11 protein-coding genes are annotated in these 15,718 nt (G+C 59.7%); 4 read left to right on the top strand and 7 right to left on the bottom strand.

The features are described 5' to 3' along the window. Positions 1 to 278: 278 nt before the first annotated feature. From E5K02_RS02175 to E5K02_RS02160, 4 genes are read left to right on the top strand one after another with little or no spacing between them, the layout of a single operon-like run. Positions 279 to 929, top strand: coding sequence for a hypothetical protein (locus E5K02_RS02175; RefSeq protein ID WP_167856253.1), 651 nt, complete (start codon positions 279 to 281; stop codon positions 927 to 929). A gap of 55 nt (positions 930 to 984) precedes the next feature. Continuing rightward, entirely contained in the window at positions 985 to 3,762 is a 2,778-nt protein-coding gene (locus E5K02_RS02170; RefSeq protein ID WP_135391666.1) for a TonB-dependent receptor, read from the top strand. Further along, positions 3,763 to 4,899, top strand: coding sequence for a DUF4249 domain-containing protein (locus E5K02_RS02165; protein ID WP_135391665.1), 1,137 nt, complete (start codon positions 3,763 to 3,765; stop codon positions 4,897 to 4,899). 26 nt (positions 4,900 to 4,925) lie between these two features. Then, positions 4,926 to 7,364 carry a hypothetical protein gene (locus E5K02_RS02160; RefSeq protein WP_135391664.1) on the top strand — a complete coding sequence of 813 codons (2,439 nt, stop codon included), beginning with the start codon at positions 4,926 to 4,928 and terminating at the stop codon, positions 7,362 to 7,364. A gap of 85 nt (positions 7,365 to 7,449) precedes the next feature. On the opposite strand, the gene E5K02_RS02155 is transcribed toward E5K02_RS02160, so the two are convergent. The 7 genes from E5K02_RS02155 to uxaC all read right to left on the bottom strand — a co-directional run bounded on the left by E5K02_RS02155 (position 7,450) and on the right by uxaC (position 15,686). Beyond that, positions 7,450 to 8,994, bottom strand: coding sequence for an aldehyde dehydrogenase family protein (locus tag E5K02_RS02155; protein ID WP_135391663.1), 1,545 nt, complete (start codon positions 8,992 to 8,994; stop codon positions 7,450 to 7,452). Positions 8,995 to 9,093: 99 nt separating this feature from the next. Further along, on the bottom strand, positions 9,094 to 10,128 hold the full coding sequence (fbp, locus tag E5K02_RS02150; protein WP_135391662.1) for a class 1 fructose-bisphosphatase: 1,035 nt from the start codon (positions 10,126 to 10,128) through the stop codon (positions 9,094 to 9,096). A gap of 285 nt (positions 10,129 to 10,413) precedes the next feature. Beyond that, the gene (locus E5K02_RS02145; protein ID WP_135391661.1) at positions 10,414 to 10,890 is read right to left on the bottom strand and encodes a nuclear transport factor 2 family protein; all 477 of its coding nucleotides are present in this window, start codon (positions 10,888 to 10,890) and stop codon (positions 10,414 to 10,416) included. A gap of 93 nt (positions 10,891 to 10,983) precedes the next feature. Next, positions 10,984 to 12,306, bottom strand: a complete 1,323-nt coding sequence (locus E5K02_RS02140) for an MFS transporter (RefSeq protein WP_240737114.1) — start codon at positions 12,304 to 12,306, stop codon at positions 10,984 to 10,986. Positions 12,307 to 12,335: 29 nt separating this feature from the next. Beyond that, complete coding sequence (locus tag E5K02_RS02135) at positions 12,336 to 12,992, bottom strand: beta/alpha barrel domain-containing protein (RefSeq protein WP_135391659.1); 657 nt, start codon at positions 12,990 to 12,992, stop codon at positions 12,336 to 12,338. Between the two features lie 163 nt (positions 12,993 to 13,155). Then, complete coding sequence (locus E5K02_RS02130) at positions 13,156 to 14,166, bottom strand: sugar kinase (protein ID WP_135391658.1); 1,011 nt, start codon at positions 14,164 to 14,166, stop codon at positions 13,156 to 13,158. 68 nt (positions 14,167 to 14,234) lie between these two features. Then, the gene (gene uxaC, locus E5K02_RS02125) at positions 14,235 to 15,686 is read right to left on the bottom strand and encodes a glucuronate isomerase (RefSeq protein ID WP_135391657.1); all 1,452 of its coding nucleotides are present in this window, start codon (positions 15,684 to 15,686) and stop codon (positions 14,235 to 14,237) included. Between the last annotated feature and the right edge of the window lie 32 nt (positions 15,687 to 15,718).

Genomic DNA, 15,718 nt, shown 5'->3' with positions numbered 1-15,718 from the left:
AAGCAACCATGTTGCTGCTTGGTGGGTCATGTCAAGCAATAAGGGTAACCGAGTTGTTTTAGGCTTATATTTAGATAATCCTTAACGTTTCAAATAAAATATTAACCCTCACCAATACATCATCTACCTTATCAGCTGCTAGCCTACTCACTGTGCCCCTGGTCCCCTATCTAGTTGCTCCTATGAAGTCATTACGTTTGCTGGGCACATTAGCACTCTTCGCTTTAGAATCTACAGATCAGGCATTTGGCCAAAATAAAACTGCCGATTCCACCGCCTTGGCAGCCGCCACGCACCACCTGACCCACCTGCAACGCCAGCCCCTCGAAAATACCGCGGCCTTGTACAGTGGCCCCGAGTATCTGAATTACGAGAAAAATTACCGCAACGTCACAGGGCATCAGTTCTACCTGAGTTCGGAAGAGCAACTGGGCGACGTTTTCTATGATGGAGCATTGTACAGAAACGTGCCGTTGCTGTATGATATTCGCCTTGATCAGTTGGTGCTGAAATTCCCCGGGAGCCCCTTCAAACTCAGGCTCGTGGAGGAGAAGGTAAATTACTTCACGGTCAAGGGCCATCGGTTTGTGCGCTACGCCGGCCAGAATACAACCGGGGACTTGCCCACGGGCTATTACGACGTACTTTTTGAAGGCAAAACCCGCGTGTTGGCAAAGCGCCTGAAGAAGTGGAACGAGCAGATAACGGGCGGCGGAGTGCAAGTAGAGTTGCAGGAATCCAACCGCTTCTACTTGGAAAAGGACGGTAAGTTTTACCCGCTTACCAGCAAGGGCTCCTTGTTAGGGGCAGTGCCGGAAAAGAAAAAAGACCTACGCCACTACATAAGCGCGCAGAAGCTGAGCTTTGCCAAAGACCAGCAAGAACAATCCTTTATCAAAGTCGCTCGGCAGTACGACAGCCTGCCCTAGCCGAGCAGATTCACTTTTGCCGGGTTCCGCGTTTTTTGGCCGCATTTACGCTTCTATGAGAAATATTTATGCTCTGTTTTTTTTCTTTCTACTGTGGAGCTACCCAGGCAGCCCGGCCGTGGGCCAGCAACTTTCCGACCCGCTCGTAAGCGGAGAGTTCAATGCTATTCGGTTCCCCGAATTTGTCAGACAGCTGGAGGCCCAAACGGCATACCGCATTTACTACCAACCCGAGGCCCTGGACACGCTGCTCGTGCGGCTGCAGGTGCACGACCAGCCCCTGCAAGTCGTGCTACAAACGGCGCTGCGCAACACGTCCTTCCGTTTTGCCATCGATGCGGAACGACGTGTGTTCGTTACCAGCGGCACTGCCATTCAGCCCAATCTGCCCGACAATATCTTTACGCGGGATGGGGCCATGCTAGCCGCCGCCGCCGAAGCAGAACCTACTCCTACCGAAGAGGAGCCCCGTCCCGCGGGCACTTCCGAGCTCAAGCTGTATGAAATTGGGAAGAAAGGAGCTGCACCAGCCTCGGGCAAAGTAACGCTGGCCGGGCACGTGCGGGAGGCGGCCTCCGGGGAGCCCGTTATTGGGGCCGCCGTGTTTGTAGAATCGCCCAGTACGGTAGGCACCACCACCGACCAGTTTGGCTACTATGCCCTGACTTTGCCCGCGGGCCGCTACACGCTTAATATCCGGGGTATCGGCATCAAGAATACCCGGCGCCAGGTGCAGTTGCTGGCCGACGGCAAGCTGGAGCTGGAAGTGGAAGAAGACATTACCAACCTAAAGGAAGTCGTTATCGAGGCCGAGAAGGACCGCAACGTGGCGGGCTTGCAGATGGGCGTGGAAAAGCTCGACATCAAGACCATCCGGCAGGTACCCACGGCCTTCGGCGAAACCGACATTCTGCGGGTGGTGCTCACGCTGCCGGGCGTAAAGTCGGTGGGCGAAGGCAGCACGGGCATGAACGTGCGCGGCGGAGCCACCGACCAGAACCTGATTCTGTTCAACGACGCGACGGTGTATAACCCGGCCCACCTGTTTGGCTTCTTCTCGGCCTTTAATCCGGATGTGCTCAAAACCGTGGAGCTCTACAAAAGCGCCGTGCCGGCGAAGTACGGCGGACGGCTGTCGTCGGTGCTGGATATTACCACCCGCGACGGCAACAAGAAGAAGTTTTCGGGCTCGGGCGGCATTGGCCTGATGACCAGCCGCCTGACCCTGGAAGGCCCGCTAATCAAGGACAAGAGCGCCTTTATTCTGGCCGGCCGCACGAGCTACTCCGACTGGCTGCTGCACCAGATTCCCAACAAAACCTACCAGGAAAGCTCCGCCTCTTTCTACGACCTGAACGCCCACATAAGTCATCAGATCAACGACAAAAATGCGGTGTATGCCACCGGGTACAGCAGCCGCGACCAGTTCAAGCTGGCCTCCGATACGCTGTACCGCTATGTAAACCAGACGGCCAGCCTGAAGTGGCAGCATAACTTTAGCAACAAGCTGTACGGGGTGCTGACGGGCGCCTACAGCCATTACCGGTACAGCATCAAAAACGAGAAGAACGAGGTGAATGCCTCGGAGCTGGCCTTCGGCATCAACCAAACCAACCTGCAGGCTGATTTCAGCTACTTCCGTAACAACAAGCACACTATCGACTTCGGCATCAACAACATCTACTATTCCGTGGCGGCCGGTAGCTTAACGCCCATCGGTGGCGCGTCCCTGATTAAGCGCGACGTGCTGCCCCGGGAGCAGGCCCTGGAACACGCACTCTACGTGTCCGATAAAATAGATGTCACCTCGCGGTTTGCCGTTTCCCTGGGCCTGCGCTACTCCTTGTTTAATGCCCTGGGGCCGCGCGATACCTATGCCTACTTGCCCGGCCTTTCCAAGTCGGAGAATACGATAACGGACACGATTTCGCACAAAGCCGGGGCCAGCATTGCCACCTACCACGGCCCCGAATACCGGGTGTCGGTGAAGTACGCCTTGTCGGACAACGCCTCGGTGAAGGCCAGCTACAACCGTATGCGCCAATACATTCACATGCTGTCGAATACGGCGTCGATGTCGCCGACGGATATCTGGAAGCTGAGTGACGACCACCTTCGCCCCCAGGTGGGCGACCAGTATTCCATCGGTTTCTACCGCAACTTCAAATCCAACACGATTGAGACATCGGTAGAAACCTACTACAAGGCCATGCACGACTTTGTGGACTACAAGAGCGGGGCGACGCTGGTGCTCAACCACCACATCGAAACCGACGTGGTGAATGCCGAGGGCAAGGCTTACGGCGTGGAGGTGATGGCAAAAAAGCTGACCGGCAAGCTTAATGGCTGGGTGAGCTACACTTATTCCCGCTCCCTGGTGCGCGTCGATACGGGCCCGAACGGCGACGTTATCAACGGCGGCAAGTTTTACCCCAGCAACTTCGATAAGCCCCACGACTTCACCATGATTGGCAACTACCGCTTCAGCCGGCGGTTCAGCACTTCCCTGAATTTCACCTACAACACGGGCCGCCCCATCACCCTGCCCCTGGCCAAGTTCTACGTCGGCAACTCTATGCGGGTATACTACTCGGAGCGCAACGCCTACCGCGTGCCCGACTACTACCGCGCCGACCTGGCGCTGAATATTGAGGGCAACCACAAAATCAAGAAGCTGGCCCACGGCTCCTGGACCCTGGCGGTGTACAACCTGACGGGCCGCAAAAACCCCTACTCCGTGTACTACAAAGCGGAAAACGGGCAAATCAACGGGTATCAGCTGTCCATTTTCGGCCGGCCCATCCCGACCATCACCTACAACTTCAAATTCTAGATGAATACGCACGTGAGTTTACGGGTTCGGCTGCTGGTCTGGTGCACATTGGTGCTGGGCCTGAGCAGCTGCATCGAAACGTTTGAGCCGGACATCAGCAATGCCCCCCAGAGTTTTCTGGTGGTGGACGGCTTTCTGAACAGCGACGGGGTGACCACCATCCGGCTTACGCGCAGCCTGGGGCTGAAAGCCAAAACGCCCCCGCCGGTGGAGGCCAAGGCTACTATCTTTATCGAGGAGGAGGCCGGGCAACGCTACCCGCTCACCGAAACCACGGCGGGCACCTATGTTTCGGCCCGGCTGCAGCTCAACCCGGCCCGCAAGTACCGGCTGCACTTCAACACCCGGACCGGCCGGGAGTACGTCACGGACTACACCCGGGCAAAATTCACCCCTCCCATCGACGAGGTGGCCTGGGAGGTGGAAAACGCCGGGGTGCGGGTGCTGGTGAGTACCCACGACAACACTAACCAAACCCAGTATTACCGCTGGGATATGGACGAAACCTGGGAGTTTACCTCGGCCTACCGCAGCTATTACGAGTACGTTAATAACAAGATGCAGCAGCGGACGGTGAATATTTACCGGTGCTGGACCTCCCAACCCAGCGGCTTTATCAAGCTCAATACCACCACCAAGTTGAGCCAGGACGTGGTAGCCAAATATCCGCTGCTGACGCTGCCCTCCACCTCGGTAAAGCTGCGCTATAAGTACAGCGTGCTGGTGAAGCAGTACGCCCAGAGCGTGGAGGAATTTGCCTACTGGGAAGCCCTACGCAAGAACACGGAAAACATTGGCACGCTGTTCGACCCGCTGCCCAGCCAGCTTACGGGCAACATTCACTGCCTGACCGACCCCTCGGAACTAGTGCTGGGCTTTATCGGGGCCTACTCGGTGCAGGAAAAGCGGCTGTTCATCAGCCGGGAGGATCTGCCGGCCGCCTGGACCTTTGAAACCGGTTACGAGAACTGCGTGCGGCCCGACACGGTAAATTTTATAAACGTGTCTGTCTCCTTTACCACGGCCAACTACCTGCCGCTTGACTTTCTGGAAGGCCGGGGCTACACGGCTCACTACGCCGACTGCATCGACTGCCGCCGCCGCGGCAATAATACCCCCCCCGCTTTCTGGAAGTAATCCTTGCGCATTCAGCCCGTTCTTCTGTGAATAGAAGCTCTACCTCGTATTATCAACGTGCCGGACGTGGGTTTCTGGTTCGGGCCAGCCTGCTCACGGGCTTGCTGCTGTGGGCAGCGGGCTGGGGCACTGCCTACGGCCAAACCGATTCGCTGCGCGCCGTGAGCCGGCAACTGAGCCGCTACAGCCAGCAGCAACTGCCGGAAAAGCTGTTTTTGCACGTCGACCGGCCCTTCTACGTGAGCGGGGAAGTTATGTGGTTTAAGGTATATGCCGTGGACGGTATGCTGCACAAACCACTCACGGTGAGCAAAGTAGCCTACGTAGAACTGCTCGACCAGGACCAGAAACCCGTACTGCAGGGCAAAATTGGCTTGCAGCAGGCCATGGGCCAGGGCTCGTTTGTGCTGCCCAAAAATATGGCCTCCGGCACCTACACCATTCGGGCCTACACCAGCTGGATGAAAAACGCGGCGCCCGACTTCTATTTTCACAGCGCCATCACCATTTTCAACACCTTTGGCACCGGGGGCGGAAAGCCCGCTTCGGAAACCGCGGGCTTCGAGGCTCAGTTTTTCCCGGAAGGCGGTCAGCTGGTGAAGGGCCTGACGAGCACCGTGGCCTTCAAGGTAACCGACCCACTGGGCAAAGGCACGGAGGCCGCCGGCATTATCATTGACCAGCAGGGCCGCAACGTGGCCCAGTTCAAGACCTTGAAGTTCGGCTTGGGCTCGTTTTCCTTTACTCCGGCAGAGGCTGGGGCTACCTACAGCGCCATTATTCAGCTGCCCAACAAGCAGACCCTCACCCGCAAACTCCCCGCCGTGCAGGAGCACGGCTATGTGCTGCACCTAAGCCAGGACCAACCCGGGGCGCTGACTCTTTCCGTTCAGACGACCAGAGCGGAACTGGCGGCCGAGGATGTTTTGCTGCTGGGCCACGCCCGCCACGTGCCTTCCGTTGCTACCGTGGGCCGCTTTCGGGGGCAGCAGGCCGTGTTTACCATAGACCAGAACGACCTGGCCGACGGCATCACGCACTTTACCGTTTTCAACAGCGCCCGTAAGCCCCTGTGCGAACGGCTTTATTTCAAAGCCCCAACGCAGCGGCTCTCCATCAGTGGCAAGACCGACAAGACCACGTATGCAACCCGCGACAAGGTGACGCTGCAACTGGCCGCCGGGCCCGTTCCCGCCAGTTTATCCGTGGCGGTATACCGGCTCGATTCGTTGGCGGCGGCCCCGGCTGCTACAATCAGCAGCTACCTGTGGCTGGCCTCGGACGTGAAAGGATACATTGAAAATCCGGAATACTATTTCTCGGCTACCTCGCCCGACGTAGCCCAGGCGGCCGACAACCTAATGCTGACCCAGGGCTGGAGCCGCTTCCGCTGGGAAGACGTGGTGGCGAATAAAAAACCGGCCCTGCGCTTCTATCCCGAAAGCACCGGCCCCTGGATTCAGGGGCGGCTGACGCAAGGCGGCACCGGGCAGGCCGCGCCGGGGGTCACGGTGTATCTGGCCAGCCCCAGCCGGCAGGCCCGCCTCTACACCGATGTCAGCCAGCCCGACGGCACCTTCCAGTTCGACATGCGGGACTTTTATGGATTCAAAGAAATCGTTGTTCAGCCCAATACCCAGCTCGACAGCACTTTCCGCGTGGAAGTATACTCCCCTTTTTCCGCGGAATACGCTGCCCGGCAGGTGCCGTCGTTTCAGGTAACCGAGTTTTTTCGACCCGAAATTGCCCAGCGCCACGTGCAGAGCCAGGTGCAAACGGCTTACTTCAAAAAGCTCACGAACCGCTTCCGCTTCCCAGCCAATGACAGTATTCCCTTCTATGGCAAGCCGGGCGAACGGTATTTGCTGGAAGACTACACCCGCTTTAAAGTGATGGAAGAGGTGATGCGCGAGTATGTGCCGGGGGTGCTGGTGCGCAGCCGCAAAGGGCATTTTCACTTTCAGGTGATGGATCAGCTGACCAAAACGCCGATGACCGACGACCCGCTGGTGCTGCTCGACGGAGTGCCGATCTTCAACATCGACAAGGTAATGGCGCTGGACCCGCTCCAGATTCAGAAGCTGGAAGTGGTTACGAGCCGGTATTTTCACGGGCGTAGCATTCATCAGGGCGTGGTGAGCTACACCACGTACAAAGGCAACCTGGGCAACCACAAGCTTGACCCGCACGCCCTGCTGCAAGAGTATGAGGGCCTGCAGCTGCAGCGGGAGTTTTACGCGCCCCGCTACGATACGCCCGAAGCCCGGCAGAGCCACCTCCCCGACCTGCGCAACCTGCTCTACTGGAACCCGGACGTGAATACCACGTCCGCCACCCGCAGCACCAGCCTGGATTTTTACACCGCCGACCAGCCCGGCCGCTACGTGGTAGTCGTGCAGGGACTTGCGGGCAACGGGCTGGCCGGCAGCACCCGGTTTACATTTGCCGTAAAACAGGTTTTGTAGTCTGAACAGGGGCGACACAAGAAGGGGCGGAGTCTCCAACCGGAAACTCCGCCCCTTCTTATGCTCAGCTCAATCAACCGGCCGCCTAGATTTTCTCGGGCAGCAGCGTGGCCTCGGGGTAGTTGCCGAGCACCGGTTGGGCGGGGGCGCCTTCGGTCACGGCTTCCACCAGCAGCTTGCCACCCACAAAGGCACCCTTCCAGGATTCGCCCAGGCCGCCGAACACCTCTTCCCGGTCGCCGCGGGAGCGGAGCTTGTTGACGCCCACCTTAAAGGCGCGCACTTCGCGGGCCGTGCGGGCAGCCCACTTCGGGTCGTCGGAGGCCACGGCGGCTACCAAAGCCCCGTTGGAGATGTTCATTTCGCCCACCAGCTCCTCGACCCGGTCGACGAGCACAATGGAGTCGATGGGGCCGAAGGGTTCCTTGAAGTACAGCTCGCTCTGCCGGGGCAGGTTGACCAGGGCCCGCGGGGCGCGGTAGGTACTCCTGTCCTGGCCGGGCAGAAACAGGCTGTCGTCGAGCTTGCCGGCATAGATGGGAGTAGCGCCGGTTTTCAGCGCGTTGTCGTAGAGCCGGTCGAGGTCTTCGGCCTGGGTTTTATTGATAACGGGCCCGAAAGCCAGGTCGGGCAGGGCGTCGCCGGGGTTGTCGACCAGCGTGGGGTTGCCCACTTTCAGGCTCTTTACGGCCGCGTGGTAGGTTTCGAGAAACTCCGGGAACAGGCTCCGCTGCACCACAAACCGCACGTAGGCCGTGCAGCGTTGCTTGCCGTAGTCGTAGCCTTTCTTGAGCTGGTCGGCCAGGGAGTTCCAATCGGAGTAGTCCCAGATGCCGTAGGTGTTCACGCCTTCCATTTCCAGCATGTAGCGCTTGTGCTCCTGGCTCAGGGCGTCGGCAATGTTGCGGCCGTTGTAGCGCCCGCCCACAAAGCTCAGGCAGTCCACGGCTTCGTTTTTGACCAGCACCTCGCTCAGCTCGCCGCCCCCACCGCTGACCAGCGTCACGGGCAGGCCGCAGCGGCGGGCAATGGCAAAGGCGAAGCTCAGGGAGATAAAGCCGCCGTCGGTGGGGGTTTTGGCAATCACCGAGTTGCCGCACAACGCCTGCACCAGCACCGCGTGCAACAGCACTGAATGTGGGTAGTTCCAGGATGCAATGTTGCTCACCAAGCCCAGCGGGGTGCGGGAGCCCAGCATTTCCTCAATGTTGTCGACGTACCACTGCACGCCCTCGATGGCGCGGTCAATGTCGGTGAAGCCCAGCTTATAGGTTTTGCCGATTTCCCACATCAGCAGCTTGCCTACCAGCTCCACGTGGGGGCGCAGCTGATTAAGGCAGTTCTGGACCTTCTCGCGGCGGGCATCGAGGTCGGTGGCGGCCCAGGCGGTAGCTTCCTTTTTGGCAAACTGCACGGCTTTCAGGGCCTGCTCCCGGTTCAGCATGGGCATCCAGCCCAGCTGGGTTCCGTCGATAGGCGAAGTAAACTCGCGGGGGGTGCCGGGCTGCTGCCACTGGCCTTCCATCAGGTTCTGGAACTTGCCGTCCTGGGTAAAAATTTCAGGGGTAATCTGCTTAACCTGGTTCAGCAAAGAGCCGAATTCTACCGCGGGCGAAATGATTTTGGGCATGAAAGAATGTGTGAGAATGGTGGATTGGACCGGGCGGGTGGGAGCAGATGGAGCGTGCAATAGTAGCGTAAGCCGCCTAAGAAAGTTGTTTGATTTAACTTAGGCAACCTTGGACGGGGCCGTTCTTCCCTCCTGTTCCATGCAAGCCACCAGGTCGTCGACCATCTGCGAAGAGCCAATAAAGAGCGGGGCGCGCTGGTGGTAATCGGTGGGCACGATGTCGAGTACGGCTTCGGCGCCGACCAGGGCTTTGCCGCCCGCCTGCTCGATGAGAAAGGCCAGCGGGTAGCCTTCGTAGAGCAAACGCAGCTTGCCGTTAAGGTTTTTGGCCGTGGGCGGGTACAGGTAAATACCGCCCTTGAACAGGTTGCGGTGGTAGTCGGCTACCAACGAGCCGATGTAGCGCCCACTGTAGCGGCGCTGCTTGCACTCGGTCAGGTAGCGGCGCACCCACTCCGGGTAATCAAACCAGTTGCCTTCGTTGCAGGAAAACGTGGTGCCCTGCTCGGGGATTTTCACCCCGTCGTGGGACAGGAAAAACTCGCCCAGGGAATTCTCATAGGTAAAGCAGGCCACGCCGTGCCCGGTGCTGTACACGAGCATGGTGCTGGAGCCGTAGAGAATGTAGCCGGCCGCCACCTGCTTGCGCCCGCCCTGCAGGAAGTCTTCCCGGGTGGCCTTGGTGCCCATCGGCGAGACGCGGCGGTAGATGCTGAAGATGGTGCCGATGCTGACGTTGACGTCGATGTTGGACGAGCCGTCCAGGGGGTCCATGGCGACTACGTAGCGGCCCTGGTCGTTGCCGGTGTGGATGATTTCGTCGTCTTCCTCCGACAAGATGGCGCAGGCTTCGCCCCCGTTTTTCAGGGCCCGGATAAAGCGGATATTGGCCACCACGTCGAGCTTCTGCTGCTGCTCCCCCTGCACGTTTTGAGCGCCGTAGTTGCCGGTAATGTCCATCAGGCCGGCCCGGTTGATTTCCCGGTTCACGATTTTGGCAGCCAAGGCTATGTCGCGCAGCAGCTGGCTCAGCTCCCCGGTGGCAAAGGGAAACTCGGCCTGCTTGCGCATGATATAACGGTCCAGCGTCGTCCCGACGGGGCTGGCAAGGGTGTTTTCGTTAGGAGCACTCATGGGGGAGGTCAGAAAGTGGGGAGGGTAGAATTTGGGCAATAGGACGGCACTCCGCTCCTATTGGCGCGGTGCAGAGGATGATTCGAAGGCAAAGTTGACTGGCAGACGGCAGGTGAGGCCAGCAAAGTCGGGCGGAGGCGGCCGGACGACGGCTGTGGAAACGTTTGCGCAGACCGGAGGTTAGGAGCCGCGCGAAGTTGCCAAACCAAGGAGAGGAAATGGGGCAAGCGGCCCGGCGGGTTCCCCACCTCTGCCAAGGTGGGGAACCGCGCTAAGCAAAGAAATTTAGCTTTTGGCTTCGGGCTGCTTCTGGCTTTGCCAGAGCACCACCTGCCAGCCTTTCTTGGCGTCTTTCACCTGCACCACCACGTACTTGAGGTGGGCCACGTTGGGCGTGCCGTCGGGCTTATTGGGCTGGTAAATGGTGATGGTGCCGTTGACTACGGCAGCTTTACCGTCGTTGTAGGCGCGCACGTTCAGGGCTTCCACGTCAATCTTGTCGTAGACGCTCTTGCCGTCCCGGATGGACTGGATGTAGTCGGGCTTGCCGTTCTGCTTGCCGTTGGAGTGGGTGTAGACCAGGTCGTCGGCAAAGACTTTTTCCAAAAAGGCGTAATCCTTCTTGACCTGGGCCTCGAAGCGCTGCCGCTCCAGGGCTTCTACTTCCTTGACGGCGGCCTGATCTTTTTTATTGCCGGCCGACTGGGCCAGGGCCGTTACGCCGAGCACGAACAGCAGGGCAAAGGTGAGGAGTCGTTTCATGAATAGTGGTTGGTTGTTGGTTATTGGTTGTTTGCTTTGACACCAGTCGTTTTAGCGACCAAAAACCAAAAACGAACAACCAACAACCAGTCCTTATTCGATTTCAATAGGCTTCATGCGCGGCACCAGGAAGTGCATAATCACCCAGGCCAGCAGGTAGGCCCCGCCGCAAATCAGGAACATGATGAAGTAGGCCGTTTCCTTCTGCCCGATGCTTTCGTAGTAGACGAACATGCGCTTCTGCACTAGGGCCGAAAGCAAAATACCACCCAAACCGCCGGCCATGCCGCCGATACCGGTTACGGAAGCCACGGCCCGCTTGGGGAACATATCCGACACGGTAGTGAAGATATTGGCGCTCCAGGCCTGGTGGGCCGCCGCCGCAATGCCGATTACCAGCACGGCCAGCCACATGTTGATCTGCCCCAGGTACTGGGCAAATACGATGGGGAATACGCACAGGGCAATGAGCAGCATGGATGTTTTGCGGGCCCGGAACGGCTCCCAGCCCTTGCGGATAAAGTTCAGCGGAATCCAGCCCCCACCCACGCTGCCCACGCTCGACAGCACGTACACCATGGCCACGGGAATAGCCACGGCCGTGCCTTTCAGGCCGTACTGCTTGTTGAGGAAGTCGGGCAGCCAGAACAGGTAAAACCACCAGATCGGGTCGGTCAGGAACTTGCCCAGCACGAAGGCCCAGGTCTGGCGGAAGGTCAGCAGCTTAAACCACGACACCTTGGGCTGGGTCTCGATGGAAGCCGCAGCCAAATCGTCCACGTCGGAGTGGATGTAGTCGAACTCAGCTTTGGTCAGCTTGGCGTGGCGGGCGGGCACTTCGTAGAAGTAGAACCAGAGCACCAGCCACACGAAGCCCAGGGCCCCGGTGATGATGAAGGCCCACTGCCAGCCAATGGTTTCGGCAATGAGCGGCACGGTGAGCGGGGCAATGATGGCACCCACGTTGGAGCCGGAGTTGAAAATACCGGTAGCCAGGGCCCGCTCCTTCTGCGGAAACCACTCGGCCGTGGTTTTGATGGCGGCGGGGAAGTTGCCGGCCTCGGTGACGCCCAGAAAGGCGCGGGCCACCGAAAAGCCCAGGGTGCTGGTCACGAAGGCGTGGCCGATGGCAGCCAGGCTCCACAGGAACGTGGAAAGCGCGTAGCCCATCTTGGTGCCGAGCTTGTCGATGATGCGGCCCACGCCCAGCATACCCAGGGAGTAAGCCAGCTTGAAGGCAATTTCAATGTCGGCGTAGTCGGCGTCGGTCCACCGGAACTCGGTTTCGAGGTAGGGCTTGAGCAAGGAAATTACCGCCCGGTCGAGGTAGTTGACCGTGGTGGCAAAAAACACCAAGGAGCAGATGGTCCAGCGGTACTTACCGATGGTATCGTTTAGCGAGGGCGGGTTAGGCACGGCTGGGGGGATAACCGGGGCTGTTTGCATCAGGAAGCGCGAGAGGTGAGAAACTGCATGAGCGGCGCAATACGCGGCGCGATGACCGCCACGTCATCGGCACCTTTAAAGAGCTGGGAGCCAATCCCAACCACATTCACGCCGGCCCCAAACCACTCGGTGAGGCTGGCCTCGGTAGGCTCAACGCCCCCCGTTACCATCAGCTTCACCGAGGGCATGGGCCCGCGCAGACTCTTAATAAAATCCGGGCCCAGCACGTTGCCGGGGAAGATTTTCACCAGGCCCGCGCCGAGTTGCGTGGCGTTGTAGACCTCGGTCAGCGTCATAGCGCCGGGCACCCAGGCCACGTCGTGGCGGCGGCAGGCGTCGGCTACGTCGGTGGTCATGATGGGCTGCACCACAAAGTCGGCGCCGGCGCTGATGAACTGCTCGGCCTGGGCGGCGGTGTAGATGGTGCCGATGCCCAGGAGCATGTCGGGCAGATTTTCGCGTACGAAGCGTTGCAGCTGGGAAAACACCTCGAAGGCGTTGGCGCCGCGGTTCGTGAATTCAAAGACGCGGATGCCGCCCTCGTAGCAGGCCTGCACCACGCGTTGGGCGTAAGCCGCGTCGGCGTGGAAGAAGACCGGCACCAGGGGCGCCGCCAGTACGCGCTCTAGCACTTCGGCGGTAGAGTATTGGGACATATTTTTGGTTTTTGGTTACTGGTTTTTGGTTTTTGGTCTTCAGCTTCAAGCCACTTGGGCCACAACCAAAGACCAGTAACCAAAACCGACAGGCTTTTAACTATTGGCTTCCAGAGCTCAGCCTAACGGGCCAACAACCAAAAACCAATACCTAAAAACCAACTTACCGGAGCAGGCGCCCCGAGGTGTTGCCTTTCACGACTTCGTCGACTTCGGCCTTGGTGGCCAGGTTGAAGTCGCCGTGAATGGTGTGCTTGAGGGCGGAAGAAGCTACCCCGAAGGTCAGGGCCTGCTGCTGGTCGTTGAAGCTGAGCGAGCCGTAGATGAAGCCCGCAATGAAGGCGTCGCCACCGCCGATGCGGTCCACGATGGGTACGATGTCGTAGCTGGGGCTTTCCACGAAGCTCTGGCCGTCGTAGAGGATGCCCTTGAGCTGGTTATGAGAAGCGCTGAGAGTTTCGCGCCGGGTCGTAATGACCTGCTTCACGTTCGGAAAGCGGGCCATGAGCTGCTCGGCCATCGAAGTAAAGCTATGCGCGGCACCTTCTTGTGGTATAATGCCGAATAAATCCTCGGAATCGTTTTCGGAAGCCACGATGACGTCGCAGCCTTCGACCAGGCCGGGCATGACATCCTGGGCTTTCTGCCCGTACTGCCACAGGTTGCGGCGGTAGTTCACGTCGCCCGAAACGGGGATACCCAGGCGGCGGGCCGCCGCAATAGCGTCCTTACAGGCCTGGGCCGCCGAAGCGGAAATGGCCGGCGTGATGCCCGTCCAGTGAAACCAGCTGGCGTCTTTCAGAATCTCTTCCCAGTTGAAGTCCTCGGGCCACAGGTTGGCAAAGGCCGAGTCGAACCGGTCGTAAACCACCTTGCTGGGCCGCATCGAGGCCCCGACTTCCAGGAAGTACAAGCCCAGCCGCTCGCCCCGGAACACGGTGTGCGCCATGTTTACGCCGTAGCGCTGAAAGTGCTGGGTAGCGGCCTGGCCCAGCTCGTTGGCCGGAAAGCAGGTGACGTGGGCCGCGGGCATGCCCAGCTGGGTCAGGGAGGCGGCCACGTTGGCTTCGCCGCCGCCGTAGGTAGCCTCGAAGGTGGCGGTTTGGGTTAAGCGGTAGTTCAGCGGCGGCGAGAGCCGCAACATGATTTCGCCGAACGTTACTACCTGCTTCATCTAGGGGGTGGTTGTGAGTAAAGGAAAGGGAAAGAGCGGGGCCGCCGGTCAGCCGGCCCCGCCGCAAGCTAGGCTTTCTCGGCTACGTCGGCAGCTTCGACCGGCTCAGCCTGCTTTTCGAAGCCGAAGTACTGCCGGGCGTTGTGGTAGCAGATGTTCTGCACCATGGTGCCGAGCAGCTCCATATCGTCGGGCAGCTCGCCGTTTTCCACGTCGTTGCCCAGGATGTTGCACAGAATGCGGCGGAAATACTCGTGGCGCGGGTACGAGAGGAAGGAGCGCGAATCGGTGAGCATACCCACGAAGCGGCTCAAGAGGCCCAGGTTCGACAGGGCGTTGATCTGCCGCTCCATACCGTCCTTTTGGTCGAGGAACCACCAGCCCGAGCCGAACTGCAGCTTGCCGGGCACGGTGCCGTCCTGGAAGTTGCCAATCATGGTGGCAAACAGCTCGTTGTCGGCCGGATTCAGGTTGTAGAGAATGGTCTTGGCCAGCTTGTCCTGGGTGTCGAGGCGGTCCAGGAACTTGCTCATGGCCTGACCCTGGGCAAAGTCGCCGATGGAGTCCCAGCCCGTGTCGGGGCCGAGCTGGCGCAGCTGCCGGGCATTGTTGTTGCGCAACGCGCCCACGTGGTACTGCTGAGTCCAGCCCTTCTCCCAGTCGAGCTCGGCCAGGAAAACCAGCATGGCCGACTTGAACTGCAGGATTTCAGCTTGTTCGAGCTGCTCGCCGCCGCGCACTTTAGCGAAAATGCGGCTGATGTCGGCGTCGGTGTAGTCGGCGGCGTAGATCTGCTCCAGGCCGTGGTCGGAGAGGCGGCAGCCCAGGGCGGCGAAGTAGTCGTGGCGCACGCGCAGGGCCGTGAGCAGGTCCTGGTAAGTCAGGATTTCCACGGCGGCCGAGGTGCCCAGCTTGTCGAGGTAGGCGTTGTAGCCCGCGGGGTCTTCCGGCGACATGGCTTTGTCGGCCCGGAAGGTGGGCAGCACCTGCACCTCGAAGCCGGAGGCGGCCAGGGCGCGGTGGTGTTCCAGGGAGTCCGAGGGGTCGTCGGTGGTGCAGAGCGTCTGCACGTTCATCTTGCGCAGCAGGTTGCGCACCGAGTACTCCGGGGTGCGCAGCAGGGCCGAGCAGTGGTCGTAGATGCGGCGGGCCGACTCCTTGTTGAGCAGCTCCGTGACGCCGAAATAGCGCTGCAGCTCCAGGTGGGTCCAGTGGTAGAGGGGGTTGCGCAGGGTGTAGGGCACGGTTTCGGCCCACTTCTCAAACTTCTCCCAGTCCGACGCGTCGCCGGTGATGTAGCGCTCATCGATGCCGTTGGTGCGCATGGCCCGCCACTTGTAATGGTCGCCGTAGAGCCAGATCTGGGTCAGGTTCTCAAACTGCTTGTCGTCGGCAATCTGGTCGGGCAGCAGGTGGTTGTGGTAGTCGATGATGGGCTGCGGGGCCGCAAACTGGTGGTACAGCGTGCGGGCCGTTTCGGTCTGCAGCAGGAAATCCGCGTCGAGGAAGGGCTTTTTCATATTCACGGGGCCGGGTGGGAAGTCGGCCGTAA

This window comes from Hymenobacter metallicola (assembly GCF_004745645.1).
GTDB lineage: Bacteria > Bacteroidota > Bacteroidia > Cytophagales > Hymenobacteraceae > Hymenobacter > Hymenobacter metallicola.
The sequence above is the reverse complement of the archived record's forward strand: the minus strand, read 5'-3'. Positions and strand labels throughout refer to the sequence as shown.

Bases quoted from the DNA above. Each gene is read 5' to 3' on its own strand.
- E5K02_RS02155 (WP_135391663.1), bottom strand. From the start codon at position 8,994: ATGCCCAAAATCATTTCGCCCGCGGTAGAATTCGGCTCTTTGCTGAAC.
- E5K02_RS02165 (WP_135391665.1), top strand. From the start codon at position 3,763: ATGAATACGCACGTGAGTTTACGGGTTCGGCTGCTGGTCTGGTGCACA.
- E5K02_RS02135 (WP_135391659.1), bottom strand. From the start codon at position 12,992: ATGTCCCAATACTCTACCGCCGAAGTGCTAGAGCGCGTACTGGCGGCG.
- E5K02_RS02145 (WP_135391661.1), bottom strand. From the start codon at position 10,890: ATGAAACGACTCCTCACCTTTGCCCTGCTGTTCGTGCTCGGCGTAACG.
- E5K02_RS02170 (WP_135391666.1), top strand. From the start codon at position 985: ATGAGAAATATTTATGCTCTGTTTTTTTTCTTTCTACTGTGGAGCTAC.
- uxaC (WP_135391657.1), bottom strand. From the start codon at position 15,686: ATGAAAAAGCCCTTCCTCGACGCGGATTTCCTGCTGCAGACCGAAACG.
- fbp (WP_135391662.1), bottom strand. From the start codon at position 10,128: ATGAGTGCTCCTAACGAAAACACCCTTGCCAGCCCCGTCGGGACGACG.
- E5K02_RS02130 (WP_135391658.1), bottom strand. From the start codon at position 14,166: ATGAAGCAGGTAGTAACGTTCGGCGAAATCATGTTGCGGCTCTCGCCG.